The organism is Bacteroidota bacterium (genome assembly GCA_040388375.1).
Classification (GTDB): domain Bacteria; phylum Bacteroidota; class Bacteroidia; order UKL13-3; family UKL13-3; genus JAAFJM01.
This window is the reverse complement of record JAZKBU010000019.1, coordinates 1-15,375: the sequence shown is the minus strand read 5'-3', so window position 1 is coordinate 15,375 and position 15,375 is coordinate 1. Positions and strand designations below refer to the sequence as shown.

Below are 15,375 nucleotides of genomic sequence, written 5' to 3'. Positions count from 1 at the left end.
CGACTCTAGCTATGAAAATAGCCTTTTTATATACATTCCTTATACTGTTTTCATTTGGATATAGCCAACCTATATTTGAACCAATAGGTGCAAAGGCATGGGCTATGGGCGGAAGTAATACCGCAGAAACAAATGTATTTTCAACTAACAACAATATTGCCACCTTAACCGAAATTCAGAAAATAGAAATTGGCGTTTATAATCAACTGCGCTTTGGCTTAAAAAATTTAAACATAATCAATACCAGTGTAGCGCTACCAACCAAATGGATTAATATAGGTATAGCAGCCAATCATTATGGTTATGAAAAATTTAACCAGCAGAAAATTACACTTGGCTTTGCAAAAAAACTAAACAACAATTTCAGCTTAGGTGTTAACCTTAACTATGTAGCTTTAAACATAGCTGAGCAAGAAAACACTTACGCATTTACAGCCGATGTAGGTTCATTTTATAAAATAAATAAACAACTGCAAATTGGATTTTTCCTTTCAAATATTACCCAATCAAAGTATAGCAATAATACTTATGGCAAAGTTCCAAACTTAGCCAAGTTCGGGGTAAAGTATAGCATTAATACCAAACTGTTTTTGTTAACTGATATAGAGAAAATTTTTGATTATGATATAGTAGTAAGAAGTGGATTAAGCTACGATATACATCAAAACTTTGGATTACAAATTGGTTATGCCAGTAACCCCAATTATTTTACTTGTGGCTTCACTGCCAAGTTTAAACAATTTGATTTCAACTGTGCTACCAGTTTGCACAGCTACTTAGGTTTTACTCCTCACGTTGGGCTTATATTTCATGCAGACTAATTATTATAAACTTCTTGTTTTAGTTTCATGTTGCCTGCTCCTGTTCAACAAGAGTTTGATAGCGCAAAAACAAAAAAATGAAGTGATTGCTATAGTCATTGAAAAGCTGATTGAAAACGATGAATCAAAAATTGATTATACCGATTTACAAGCTCAGCTTGAATATTATTTTGACAACAAAATAAACCTAAACCAAACAAACGAGTACGAGCTGCAACAACTTATATTTTTAAAGCACAGCGAAATTATTGCACTATTAAATCACCGTAAATTGTATGGCGATTTTGAAAGCATATATGAGTTGCAAGCGGTGGCTAACTTAAGCGATGAAAACTTACAGTTGTTAAAATATTTTTGCTTTGTAAATGAAAACAACAAACAGTTAAAACTAAGCGAGCTTTCGCAACTTGGCAAAACAGAAATTATATTACAAACGGATAGAGATATTGAGGAAAGGTTAGGTTTCAAAACAGCCTTGCTAAAAGCCCAAAACAGGCAATACTATTTAGGTTCTCCTTACCGAACTGTGTTAAGGTTTAAACAACAAATTGGCAAACGAATTACCATTGGTTATACTGGCGAAAAAGATGCGGGTGAGCAGTTTTTTCAGGGAAATCAAAAATCAGGTTACGACTTTAATTCAGGATTTATACAAGTTCGGAACGTTGGCCATTTCACCCAAATTATATTAGGCGATTATCAGGCTAATTTTGGACAAGGTTTAACTTTTGGAAGTGGCTTATCGGCAAGGAAATCGGCTTTTGTATTAAACACTACACGAAACTTTCAGGTAATAAGGCCATATAGAAGTATTAATGAATTTGAATTTTTACGCGGATTATCATGTGTATATGAATACAAAAACTGGCAAGTGGTTCCTTTTATTTCCTTCAAAGCTATCAATACTAATTTTACAAATGCCGATACTTCGTATAATTCATTTGACGGATTTACCAGTTTTAATTTAACAGGATTACATAGAACCAACAATGAAATAGCAGATAAAGACAATGTAAACCAAACTATAATTGGTTTGCATGTACAAAAAACATATAAGCAATTACAAATTGGTTTAACTACAGTAAAAACAAACTACAGTGCTCCTTTACTAAAAGGTGATGACTTATACCAAAAATATAATTTTGCAGGAAATGAATTACTCAACCTAGGTGCTGACTACAGATTAAATATAGCGAACACATTATTACTGGGTGAGGTTTCCATAAGTGATAATAATGCTTTGGCCACTACTCATACTTTACTGGTACCGGTTGATGCAAAATTAGATTTATGTTTTCTTTACCGAAACTTTAGCCGTGCTTACCAAACAACTTTTAACAACCCTTTTGCTGAGAACAATGATGGTAGAAATGAAGGAGGATTTTATACAGGGCTTTCATTTAAACCACGCAAAAGCATTACATTTAATGCCTATATTGATTTTTATAAATCAAGTTGGTTACGCTATCAGGTTGACGCACCTAGTAAAGGTTATGATATATTAACGGAATGGCAATACACACCTAACAAGCCAACAAGTATGTACATCAGGTATAGGTATGAAAACAAAGAGCATAACAAGTTAAATAACAACAACGATTTAAACGATGTGTTAGCGGCCCAAGAAAAGCAACAATTGCGTTTTCATGTCAATTACAAAATCAGCTTATTGATGGAATCGGAAAGCCGTATTGAATTCAGTATGTTCAATACAGCCAACGTAAACCAAAGTAATGGTTTCCTCATTTTTCAAGGTTTAAAGTATAAGTTTTGTAAAAATAAAATGTCTGTCAATGCACGACTCAGTCAATTTAGCATTGATAATTATTATGCAAGAATTTATGCTTATGAAGACAATGTACCTTATACCTTTAGTGTGCCATTGTATCAAAATAGTGGTACTCGCTTTTACATTGTATACAAATACCAAATAGTAAAAAACATAAAACTGTTTTTACGTTACGCCCAAACCAAATACAGTAATGTAAATAGCATTGGAAGTGGCTTAGAACAAATTGACGGTAACACGCAAAGTGATATAATTACTCAGCTACAAATAGCCTTTTAACTACTCTTTTTTTGTAATACGGCTGCACACCAACCATTACAAACAGTAGTTTTTTGCAATATCAAATTATACTTTTCACTAACCGCTAATAAGTCATTCAAATCGGTTTCAAAAAAACCACTTATCATTACTATTCCGTTTTCCTTACAATGCTTACTAAGCTGCTCAAAGCTTTTCAATAAAATGTTTTTATTAATATTGGCTAAAATTATATCAAACTGCTTATCAGGCACTACACTTAAATCGCCTTTCATATATTCAATATTTGTTATGTTATTATACTGTGCATTTTCACCTACGTTTTCAAAAGCCCAGTCATCAATATCGTTTGCAAAAATATAATCAGCCTCTAGCTTGCTGGCTAAAATAGATAGTACGCCTGTGCCGCAACCATAATCAAAAACCGATTTGTCTTTAAAATCCATTTGCAACATCAGCTCCATAATACTTTGCGTTGTTTCATGGTGGCCTGTACCAAATGACGTTTTAGGTTGAATGATTATTTGATAGGAATACATTTCTTCAATAACATGGAATGGAGCCTTAATAATTAATTGGTTGCTGATAATAACCGGTTCAAAACTGCTTTCCCATTGTGCATTCCAGTTTTGTTGAGGTATATTATTTTCTGAATAATCAGTATCACCAATACTATACTTATTTAAAACCGCAATAAAGTCCTCATTGCTAAATAACGCTTCATCAATATAGGCTTCAAAGCCGTTCTCTTTTTCTACAAATCCTTCAAAATTTATATCGCCTAACTCGGCTATTATTATATCCTTTAACTCAGCAGTACACGTTACGTCAAACACTTTATAATTACCCATATTATTATTCTATTGTAGTTGTTATTAATTTTGTTCTATAGCTCGAAAAGACACTTGATTTGGAAATAAATCCGGTATAAACCCCATTTGTAGTTACCGGTAAATTCCATGCTCCAGTTTCATCAAATTTTTTCATAACTGATTCCATTGTTTCATAACTGTCAATAATGGCAGCCGGCACAACCATTAAATCGCCAACGCTTATTTTTGAATGCATGTCTGTATTAAACATTATTTCCCGAATATCATCTAAGGTTATTATACCTATTAGTTTATTGTTGGTATCAATTACGGGAAACAAATTACGTTTTGATTGCGATATAATTTTCACCAAATCGCCTAACGAATCGGTAGGTAATACTGATTGAAAATTGTCTTCAATCAGGTTCGCTATTTTTATGGTGGTTAAAATATTTTTATCCTTATCGTTGGTAAACATCTGCCCACTATTGGCAAGCTTCTTCGTATCCATAGAGTACGGTTCAAAATGTTTTGATATAGCATAACTAATAGATGATACAATCATGAGCGGAATCATTAAGGTATAACCACCCGTTATTTCTGCAATTAAAAATATAGCTGTTAAAGGCGCGTGGTATATGCCACTTAAAATACCCGCCATTCCAACAATGGTAAAGTTACTGATAGGTAGCGTAGTAATACCTAATAAATTAACTAAACGCGAAAAGAAAAAACCTACATAAGCACCCACAAATAACGATGGTGCAAAATTTCCTCCATTACCTCCACTACCCAATGTTAAAGCCGTAGCTATCGATTTAATAAAAATCAATACACCAACAAACAACAATACAAACCATTCCTTATCTCGGTATATAGTTAGTACACTTCCATCTAATAACGATTTTGCATCTTGTAAAGAGAGTATTTTTATACTTTTATATCCTTCGCCAAATAAACTGGGGAAAACAAAAATTAGTGCCGCTAACAATAAGCCTCCAAAAATGGCATTCAGCCATATTTTATTCTTCGACTTACTAAAAATGCCTTCCACTTTCATAAATGTTCGGGAATGATAGACCGATACAAGCCCTGCAAATATGCCCAGTAGAATATAAAAAGGTACATTATAATAATTAAATGCCTGCTGTAATTGAAACGATAATAAAATATCATCTTCCAACACAATTTTAGCAATTAAAGTGCCTGTTGCGGCTGAAATAATTAAAGGAGTAAATGCTGAAATACTAACATCTAATAATAAAACTTCCAATGCAAATAAAACTCCGGCTATTGGTGCATTAAAAGCTGCTGCAATTCCGGCCGCTACGCCACATCCCAATAAAAGAGTTCTATCTTTATAATTTAATTTATAAGCTTTTGAATAGTTAGAGCCAAATGCCGCCCCTGTAACAACAATAGGCGCCTCTAATCCTGCCGACCCTCCAAAGCCAACCGTTAAGGAACTGGTTATTATCTGAGCATACATTTGCTCTCGAGGTATGATGCTTGATTTATGGGCAATGGCATAATGAATAGGTGAAATGCCTTTATCTAATTTTGATTTCAGTACTTTTTTTACTATCAAAACAGTCAATAAAATACCGACTAAAGGCAAAAACAAGTACAAATAAGGAATACCAAATTTTTCGTTTAAGCTGGCAGCAATAAAAATATAATGTACAAATGTTTTTAAAACAATGGCTGCTGACCCGGCAGACAAACCAACCAACACGCTCGACAATATAATAAACTGCTTTTTGGTAAGCTTAACTTGTAGCCACCGCACCAATTGTTTTATTTTGCTAAATCCAACCATATTTTACTGTACCGCGAATTTAACCCCAATTATTTAAACCATTTCAATCAAGGATGAAATAAAAATCATACTCATTTCCTCAAAACAAACCAAATCCCGTTTATTTTTGACTAAATAAATACTCGTAGCAAACCTTATTATTCAATGATTAAATTTATAATTGCCTGGCAAAAGTTGTATTGCCAATAACCTTAAGTATATTTGAAAACAGTACAGAATAATTTATTCATGCCACTAAAAAAACTCATATTAATTGTATTAACCTGCTTACCTGCTTACTTTGTTTTTGCACAACAAGGAATACCCCCATATCAGTTTGAACTTGATAATGCGAACAAGGCTTTCAATGCAAAAAAATACAATACTGCAGCCAATTTATTTAAAAAAGTATACCCCAAAATTAAAGTAGATACTTTGAAGCAAAATGTACTTTTTATGATTGCGGAAAGCTACCGGTTAAGCAATAATTATAACCAGGCTATCAAATGGTTTGAAGATGCAATCAACTCAAAATATCCGGACCCAAGCATTTTATACAGCTATGGTAATTTACTAAAATACTTTGAGCGTTACGATGATGCCAACAGAACTTTTTACGATTATTTATTTGAAGTACCTGATGATAAAAAAGCGCAGGTAGCATTTCAGTCGTGTGCTATTGCGCAACAATGGAAAGCCAATCCTCAAAAATTTAATATTACCCCGATTAAAGAGATAAACACAGAGTTTAGCGATTACGCTCCTTTTTATAGCAATGGAAAATTGTTTTGGAGTTCAAGTAGAAAAGAAAGCCAAGGCTCGCTTATTTTTGAATGGACAGGGCAAAAAATGTGTGACATTTTTGAAGTAGATTATAACAACAGCGTTAGTACCAAACCCAACAATGTAAACGGAAAAGTTAACAGTAACTATAACGATGGCGCTTCATGTACCGATACAACAGGTAATACCATGTATTTTACACAGTGTAACGGTATAGATGGAAAAGGAATAAACTGCAAAATATATGTTAGCTATAAACAAAATGGATTATGGAGTCAACCCACTTTATTGCCATTTAATTCTGATAGTTTTAGCTGCGGGCACCCAAGCATAAGTGCTGATGGCAAGAAGCTTTATTTTGCCAGCGATATGCCCAACGGCTTTGGAGAAAAAGATATTTATGTAAGCCAGTTTGATGAAGTAAAAGCCGTTTGGTTAACACCCAAAAACTTAGGCCCGCAAATTAACACCATAGAAGATGATATGTTTCCTTACATCAGTGAGGATAATGAACTCTATTATTCAACTAAAGGCAAAATTGGATTAGGTGGCTTAGATATTTTTAAAACCACAGATTCATCAACCACCTACAAAACACCCGTTAACTTACAATATCCCATTAACAGCGGTGGTGATGATTTTGGTATCAGCTTTATTCCAAAATGGCAACAAAAACCTGAAAAGCCTATTGCTTTTTATAGCTCTAACAGAATAAACGGAATGGGCGATGATGATATATACACCATCAGCATTAAACCATTTGTATTTTTAGTAAAAGGAAAAGTTTTTGATAGGGAAAGCAGCACTTTATTAAGCAAAGCCAATGTAACCCTAACCAGCGAAAAAGGAAGCAATATTTTCACTATTGCAACCAACGATAAAGGCGAATTTACAGGCGAAATACCACTCAATGCTATACAACAATTATTGGTTACCAAAGCAAGTTATTTTGCCAGCACACCTATTGATATTTCAAGCTTGGGTTTACAAAAAGATTCATTATTGGAACTAACTATTTATTTAGATCCCATTCCTGCGCCCGAAGTTGATTTTACCTTACAAGGCATTTTGTACGATGTAGATAAATACGATTTGCGTCCTGAATCAAAAGTAATACTAGATTCATTGGCCATTATTCTAAGAAATAATCCGAGCATAACCATAGAAATCGGCTCACATACGGATAGTCGTGCCCCGGCAGATTACAACTTAGAACTATCTAAGAAAAGAGCACAAAGCTGTGTAAACTATTTACTGGCAAAAGGTATAGCTAAAGACAGACTAGTAGCTGTTGGATATGGAGAAACAAAACTGGTAAATGACTGTGCTGACGATGTAGATTGTACAGAAGAGCAACACCAACAAAACAGACGAACAACTTTCAGGGTTTTAAAAACCGACTACAAAAAATAATACAATATGCATCACTTGGAGCCACACTTTTTATGGCGTGATATTTATAAAAGCGAGGAAGATATTTACTCTCCTTTTTTTGAGCGTGAATACAGCGAATTTGATTTTACCAATCAAATTTATAATTACTTATTACACCCACAATGGGATGCATTTGGAACCCCAACACTTTTTATTAAAATACTATTTGCCGACTACGATAAACGTTTTTTAGTAGCAGAATTGATTGGTGAGTGGAACGATGCACTCCACAATGATATTATGTTTTTAAAACGCGATGTAATGGAAGTATTCATCGAAAATGGTATTGATAAATTTATTTTAATTGGCGAAAACGTATTAAACTTTCATGCCAGTGACGATAGTTATTACGAAGATTGGTTCCAGGATATAGATGATACAGGCGGTTGGATTGCAGCTATTAATTTTCAGGAACATGTGTTGACTGAATTAAGAAACAACAATATTGATTACTATATTAATTTTGGAGGTGAGCTTGACAATATGATTTGGCGCACATTCAGCCCCTTTCAACTATACCAAAAGGTAAAAGAAATTATAGGCCATAGGCTTAATTAATACCGTTTCCTCTTACAAATAAACGGCCGATAAACAGCCCGTTTATTTATTTTAACAGGCATTTAACCTGCTATAAATAAGCCAATAACAGTCATGAAATTTCAGTGTTTGTTTTGGTGAAAATATGGGCTAATTTGCGAGCCATTTTCAAAACGCAAAACAAAATAATAAATTTATGATAATTGGAGTTCCAAAGGAAATTAAGAACAACGAAAACCGTGTAGGATTAACCCCTGCAGGTGTTAGTGCATTTGTTAAAGCCGGTCACCCGGTTTTTGTTCAGGCTACTGCTGGTAACGGTAGTGGTTTTTCAGATGCTGATTATGCAGCTGCAGGCGCAACAGTATTACCTACTATTGCCGATGTATATGCAAAAGCAGAAATGATTGTTAAAGTAAAAGAACCAATTGAACAAGAGTATCCTTTAATTAAAGAAGGTCAATTATTGTTTACTTATTTCCACTTTGCAAGTTATGAGCCATTAACGCACGCTATGATTGAGCGTAAAGCTACTTGTTTAGCTTACGAAACAGTAGAGAAAAAAGACCGTTCTTTACCTTTATTAGTGCCAATGAGCGAAGTTGCCGGACGTATGAGTATACAAGAAGGTGCTAAATATTTAGAAAAACCAATGGGCGGACGCGGCATTTTATTAGGAGGCGTACCAGGTGTTAAACCAGCTCAAGTATTGGTATTAGGTGGTGGTATAGTAGGAACACAAGCGGCTAAAATGGCTGCAGGTATGGCTGCTGATGTTACCATTATGGATATTTCAATTCCTCGTTTACGCGAGTTAGACGACATTTTACCTGCAAACGTAAAAACAGTATTCAGTAACGAGTACAATATACGCGAAGCTATTAAAACTGCTGATTTAATAGTTGGTGCGGTGTTAATTCCGGGTGCTAAAGCGCCTCATTTAATTACCCGCGATATGTTAAAAGAAATGCGTCCGGGTACTGTTTTGGTTGACGTAGCAGTAGATCAAGGTGGATGTATTGAAACCTGTAAGCCAACAACCCACGAGAACCCGACTTACGAAATTGACGGAATTATTCACTACTGCGTAGCTAATATGCCGGGTGCCGTTCCTTATACATCAACTTTAGCATTAACCAACGCTACTTTACCTTATGCTTTACAATTAGCTAACAAAGGTTGGAAAAAAGCTTGTGTTGATAACGAAGAATTACGTTTAGGTTTAAATGTAGTAGATGGAAAAGTAGTTTACAAAGGTGTTTCTGATGCTTTTGGATTACCATACCATGAAGTAAGTTCAGTATTGTAATTTAATTTCTAAAATACATTTTTAAAAAAGCTGCTTCAAATATTTGAAGCAGCTTTTTTTGTATAGCTTATTAATTTAGTTGTTGTTTAATTCATTCTGTTTTTGCTCATTTGTATGTAATCATACAACCCTCATTTTGACAAAATCAACTACCCCAAATCCAAGAACCGGCATACAATTGGCTTTTACCCTACTTTATTGTTTATCGTTTCAACTCCTTTTCGCTCAAAGCAATACAAACAATCAAAAAAGTTTACTCTGGGAAATTGTTGGCAAAAATGGTCAAAAGCCTTCCTACATTTATGGTACTATGCATGTGAGCGGAAAGCTGGCATTTAATTTAAACGATTCCTTTTTTATAGGGCTAAAAAATTGCGATTTTATAGCACTTGAGATTGACCCGGACTTAATGCTAACCGACCTAGTTAACTCCAAGCTAATGAAATCTGCTTTGGGTGCAGGTGTTCATTCATTTAAAAACAAAGGTGGCTTTTATGAAAATTCTTTTGCTTTAAATGAAATCAAAAACAGAAGCCTGGCTGGTTTCTTATCACAAAAAGTTGATTTAGTTAACAACCTCCTTTATCGTTCCAGTGCTGGTAATGCTAATAAAGAAGAGGATACCTATTTGGACCTGTTCATTTTTCAAGCAGGAAAAAAGCTTCACAAAAAAATTATAGGCTTAGAAACTTTTGAAGGAACGATGGATATGTATGCCAAATCGTTAAAAGCAGAAAGTGAGCTGGATGAAAAAGAAAAAACCATAGCCAGATATAAGGAAGGCGTTTATACCATAGAAAAATTAGAAGAGGCATACCGCAAAGGCGACTTAGTGCTCATTGATTCACTAAGCAGAAACACTTCAAGCAAAATGAGCCATAAATACATGATCATAGAAAGAAACAAAATTATGTACCACGGCATTGATAGCTTAATGAAGTTGGGAGCATCTGTTTTTACAGGTGTTGGAGCAGCACATTTAGGTGGCGAAGAGGGTGTTTTAAATATATTGAGAAAAAATGGCTACACAGTTAACCCTGTTAGCTGGCAGGCATTGAAGCCAAGTAAGCTAAAAGCACAGATTCAAAAAATTAATTTTATAACTGAATTAAGCAAACAATATAGTACTGATTCTTCTTTTTCAGTGGAAGCACCCAATAACATGCAATCGTTACAGAATATTAACCAGGACGGTATTTACCTGGCTACTGACATGATTAATGGAAGTTATTATATGGTATCGAGTATCAGTCATAACGGATTTATTAATAAGCACGATAAAAAATATTGGTCACAAAAAGTAGATAGCCTGCTGTATGAAAACATTGATGGAACCATTACACTAAAACAGGAAAGCCTTACAGAAAACGGAGATATATGTTTCCTTGTTAACAGTAAAACCAGGCGAGGTGATATAGAAAAATATAAAATTATTATTACTCCTTTTAAATTATTTGCGTTTAAAGTAGCTGGTAATGGTGCTTACGCCAATAGTAGCACAGCTAATCAATTTTTAAACTCCGCTAAGCTGTATACCACAGCAACTGTAAATAAAAAAGAAGCCGGGTTTACTTACCAGTTTACACAAAACAATGTTTCCATTTATAATGGTGACGATAATAATGTTGGAAAACATATTGCCATCAGTAATGATGGAACAAAATTTAATTTGCTATTGGTAGCAACAAATAATGAAACCAAATACATTGAGCAGGATACTTTTGAACTGAACTATATTATTCAGAAAGCGGCTGAAAAATATAACTGTGAGATAGCATATATTCATATAGACAGCAACAAAGCTTCTGCTTTATTTGAATGGAAAAAAAACAATGAAACATATAAAGGCAAGTTGGTAATTAGTGGCCCTCACTACTATTTTTTACTCGATAACTCAAACGATGAAACTTTTATCAATTCCTTTAAGCTAAACCAAAAACCACTCATTAATAATTACCAAATACATACTGATACGGGTATGCTATTCTCTGTTAAATTAGTTGATGTTCCGGAGAAAAATGAGTTAGCTACTTTAATAGGTAATTATCAAAAAAAGAAAGTAGCCGATGCTGAGTATAAAACGGAATTCTATTCGTCAAAAGCTACGGGAGAAGTAATACGACTTACCTACAATAAACTCAATCTATATAAATCGTATGATAATTTAGATTCATTGTGGAATAAGAATATAAAACAAGCTACTGATTTTATTATGCCAACTATAAACCAAAAAGTTTATACCCAGAAAAAGGGTGCCGATATATTAGACTTTAATGTGGAAACAAATGAAAACACACACCAATACATCAGGGTTAAAATTATTCAAAAAGGTCGTTATATATATATATTAAATACTCTTTGCGAAAAAGGAAAATTAAGTGCCTTTATTGATTCTTTTTACAATACATTTTCATTGCTAGATTCTAACTATGGTTTATCGGCTACAGAATCTAAAGTTTCATTGCTCTTAAACAATATACTTCATACGGACTCTACCACCAAAATGGAAGCAAGGGAATATGTATATGACTTAACAGCTATTGTTAAACCAAGTGACTTTAAAGCTGTAAAAGAAACTATTAAAAAAGCCGAACAAAGTGATTTGGAAATGAATAAACGCATCATGGTTATTGAATGCCTGAAAAATATTAAAACGACTGAATGTATTAATTGGCTGAAGGCATATTATACTACGGTAAAAGATACTCCTGCTTATCAATTTGCTGTATTATATGCATTGGCGGCACAACAAACCCTGCCTGCTACATTGGCTTTTACTGAGTTAATTAAAAAAGAAACGCCCATAGCAGAAGAAAGCTCCAGCTTTAATAGCTGTTTTAATGCGTTTAACGACAGTTTAGAGCTAATGGCTAAGGTTGTGCCGCAACTTGTATTTTTACTAGACTATGATGAATACAAAGAGCGTACTATAGAACTTCTTGCTGCGCTTAAATACAAAAATTTAATATCTACAGATTTATATGCAGCCAATAAAACCAAGTTTTTAAACAGTGCTAATATTGAACTAAAAAAACAAATAGCAAGTTTACAAAACACCACGGAAAACACTTCCTATAACGACTATGAGGAGGAAGATTCATACGATTATTACAATAAAGAAAGTCTGACTATGGATAAAAAATTTAAACTGTTCGAAGGCATTGTATTTGACTATGCAATACTGTTACAACCTTTTTACCAAGAAGCAGCGGTTAAATCTTTCTTTGATAAAGCTATTAAAAATGGTGATGCGTCATTGCAATTAAGCATTGGTGCTTTACTACTAAAAAACAATATAGCTGTTGATGATAACAACTGGGAGAAATGGGTTGCCAACAACTCTTTAAGAGCTAATACTTATATACTATTAAACAATATAGGTAAACTTGAAAAATTCCCTAAATCATACAAAAATTTAGACTCTATAGCACGTGCTCAAGTATATATAAACGAAGCAAAAAACAGTTTAAAAGATTCAATAACACTAGTTCTGAAAGAAAGTATAAACTCAAAAAAAGGAATAGGAACACTTTTTGTTTTTAAGAAACGAAACAATGATAATACCAGCTGGAAATGGAGTTACATATACTTAAAAGACGCTGGTAATTTTGACATAAGGGAATTAACCATGAAAACTTTTATGAATGAATACGAAGACTTAACAGACGAAAAAATACTTGACAAAATAAGGTTATCTATCAGGTTGCTTGATAGAGAAAAATGTGAGGAGGTTAATTTCTATAACTTAGCTAGTGAAACAACTGAAGACTAAAAACAAAAAAGGCTGTCACAAAATGACAGCCTTTTTTGTTTAATTAGCTAATTTCTTATAGGCATTTGATTCCGGCAAGTTCCAATCGAGCCAACTTTGTTCAGGCCAAATAGCTTTGAAATACTTTTTTCTTAATTCAATATAATCAGAAAACTCATCACTTGTAGTTTTCCCTCTGGTATCAAAAGTAAAAAAGTTAGCTTGCACCCTATCAATTTCATGCAAATGTTCTTTGTTTGTTTCTAAATAAGGCAGGGCACTATTATTAAGCTCTTTCAGGAAATCATAATGAACATAAGACTCTTTATAATTACTAAAATTATATTTAGCAATAATCAAATCCCAATTGAATAGTGAAGCACTTAAAAAAATAAGAAAGATTGATATGGAGTTTACTTGCAGTAAGAACGCAGTATTTTTTTGTTTGAGTGTTTTTATAATAATGGAAACGAGTCCAACCAAACAAGCCACTAAAAAGAAATACACAAAAATTCTTTTGTAGGCCAAAGCAAAATATTGAATATAGTAGGCATTACGAAAAGCCACTGATACAATCATAACAATATTTTGAATAAGCCATACTATAATCAGCGTTTTTAAAACCTTATTATTTTTGATGAATACCAAATTGGAGTTTAAATAATAAACAGATATAGCCATTGAAATAAGTATGGCAAAAATGAGTAAATAGGTTCCTTGATGAACCATATCTTTCAAAAAGCCACCATCCCATTTAAAATCAACCCAAATGTATTTAATATCAAGATAGTTAATAATGGATATTATAATATTCAGTAAAATGAATAAACCGATTGCTACGTAGTTTACTTTTAAAAGCCTTCTACTTAAAAATTTAAGAATGGTTCTTTTGAAACTTTTTCTGCTTAAGTTAGTGTTCAGTTCTGCATCATGTTGAATATGTTTTTCAAGTGATAACTTAAGTATATAAAACAATCCAATAATGAAACCTACAATAAAAAACACGCTTCTTTCTACTGAAATTTTCAATATCCAACTTGAAATTATTTCCGTTACACTATCAATTATAACTTCAAAATAATGGTTGGAAAGTGCATATAGTTTTAATAACACCAATATTACTACCAGAGGCAACACAACCAAAGGTAACCACGATTTTAAATTACTACTATTCTTTATATTAAAACTTTGCCTGAATAAATCACCTAAACCTTTAGGAATAAATGTTAAGGCATTAACTGTAAATAGTGGTGCAAAATAAAAATGCTGAAGCTCCGTATGAACAATTGAAGCTAAATAAATGAGAAACGATATCCAGAAAAAAACTATGCTATATGAAGTATGAGCTATAACAACTCCAATGGCACTTACCCAACAACATATTTGAATTAAATAGGCTGTTTTTGATTTAGGTTTCTTCCCCAATACGAGGCCTAGTAGTGAAGAAAGGAGCATAAAAATAAGGCAGTTCAGCCCCATATTATGATTAGAAAAAAGCACCTGAAATAGAAGTGCAAATACAAGTAATATCCAAATATTATAACGCGGGTTTATCATATTTGAATGGTAACGTAGTGCTAGAACAAAGCGTATAAAAAATGCCGCTCTGTGAAGCGGCATTTTTATATTTTAGGATTTTATTAAGTAATTATAATACCGTTGTAAAGTCGCCAATGCTTAAGTCTTTTGCTTCGCCATGGTATTCCACACTGTTTCCAATCATTGCATTATCAATAACTGCATTTACCAACTTGGTATTGGTTTGTACTATACAATTGCTCACTACTGAATTTTCAACTGTACAACCATCGCCAATGCTAGCATACGGGCCAACTACACTGCGGTTTAGTTTTACATTTTTACCGATATAGCTTGGTTGAATAACAACCGATCCTTCCATTTTAACTGACTCATGCACCATGTTTTCTTTATCATCGTGCATATAAGAAAGTATACGTCCGTTGGTGAAAACAGTTGAATTTTTATTACCGCAATCTAACCACTCTGTTACCTTTCCAGGTTCAAATTGAGTACCTTTTGCTTTCATGTTTTCCAAAGCATTGGTTAATTGGTATTCGCCTTT

At 33.4% G+C, this 15,375-nt stretch carries 10 protein-coding genes; 6 read left to right on the top strand and 4 right to left on the bottom strand.

The annotated features are described in order from the left end of the window. Positions 1–11: 11 nt before the first annotated feature. Together V4538_16770 and V4538_16765 are read left to right on the top strand one after the other, a co-directional pair. On the top strand, positions 12–821 hold the full coding sequence (locus tag V4538_16770; protein ID MES2382705.1) for a hypothetical protein: 810 nt from the start codon (positions 12–14) through the stop codon (positions 819–821). A 55-nt stretch (positions 822–876) separates the two neighbouring features. Next, positions 877–2,889 (top strand): helix-hairpin-helix domain-containing protein, encoded by a 2,013-nt coding sequence (locus V4538_16765; GenBank protein MES2382704.1) that lies wholly within the window; start codon positions 877–879, stop codon positions 2,887–2,889. Here V4538_16765 and prmA read toward each other — a convergent pair. Continuing rightward, a complete protein-coding gene (gene prmA, locus V4538_16760; protein MES2382703.1) occupies positions 2,886–3,719 on the bottom strand; it encodes a 50S ribosomal protein L11 methyltransferase in 834 nt (277 codons plus the stop codon). The genes V4538_16765 and prmA overlap by 4 nt on opposite strands. A 4-nt stretch (positions 3,720–3,723) precedes the next feature. Further along, positions 3,724–5,499: a chloride channel protein gene (locus V4538_16755; protein MES2382702.1), complete on the bottom strand. Its 1,776-nt coding sequence runs from the start codon at positions 5,497–5,499 to the stop codon at positions 3,724–3,726. Between the two features lie 201 nt (positions 5,500–5,700). Here V4538_16755 and V4538_16750 point away from each other — a divergent pair, with 201 nt between their 5' ends. The 4 genes from V4538_16750 to V4538_16735 all read left to right on the top strand — a co-directional run bounded on the left by V4538_16750 (position 5,701) and on the right by V4538_16735 (position 13,313). Further along, a complete protein-coding gene (locus V4538_16750; GenBank protein ID MES2382701.1) occupies positions 5,701–7,674 on the top strand; it encodes an OmpA family protein in 1,974 nt (657 codons plus the stop codon). A 6-nt stretch (positions 7,675–7,680) separates the two neighbouring features. After that, the gene (locus V4538_16745) at positions 7,681–8,253 is read left to right on the top strand and encodes a hypothetical protein (GenBank protein MES2382700.1); all 573 of its coding nucleotides are present in this window, start codon (positions 7,681–7,683) and stop codon (positions 8,251–8,253) included. A 175-nt stretch (positions 8,254–8,428) separates the two neighbouring features. Beyond that, the gene (gene ald, locus V4538_16740; protein ID MES2382699.1) at positions 8,429–9,541 is read left to right on the top strand and encodes an alanine dehydrogenase; all 1,113 of its coding nucleotides are present in this window, start codon (positions 8,429–8,431) and stop codon (positions 9,539–9,541) included. A gap of 136 nt (positions 9,542–9,677) precedes the next feature. Beyond that, positions 9,678–13,313, top strand: coding sequence for a TraB/GumN family protein (locus V4538_16735; protein MES2382698.1), 3,636 nt, complete (start codon positions 9,678–9,680; stop codon positions 13,311–13,313). Positions 13,314–13,352: 39 nt separating this feature from the next. Here V4538_16735 and V4538_16730 read toward each other — a convergent pair whose 3' ends face one another. Then, positions 13,353–14,747 (bottom strand): DUF4173 domain-containing protein, encoded by a 1,395-nt coding sequence (locus V4538_16730; GenBank protein ID MES2382697.1) that lies wholly within the window; start codon positions 14,745–14,747, stop codon positions 13,353–13,355. Positions 14,748–14,940: 193 nt separating this feature from the next. Next, on the bottom strand, positions 14,941–15,375 hold a 435-nt coding region (locus V4538_16725), incomplete at its 5' end, for a nucleotidyltransferase (protein MES2382696.1).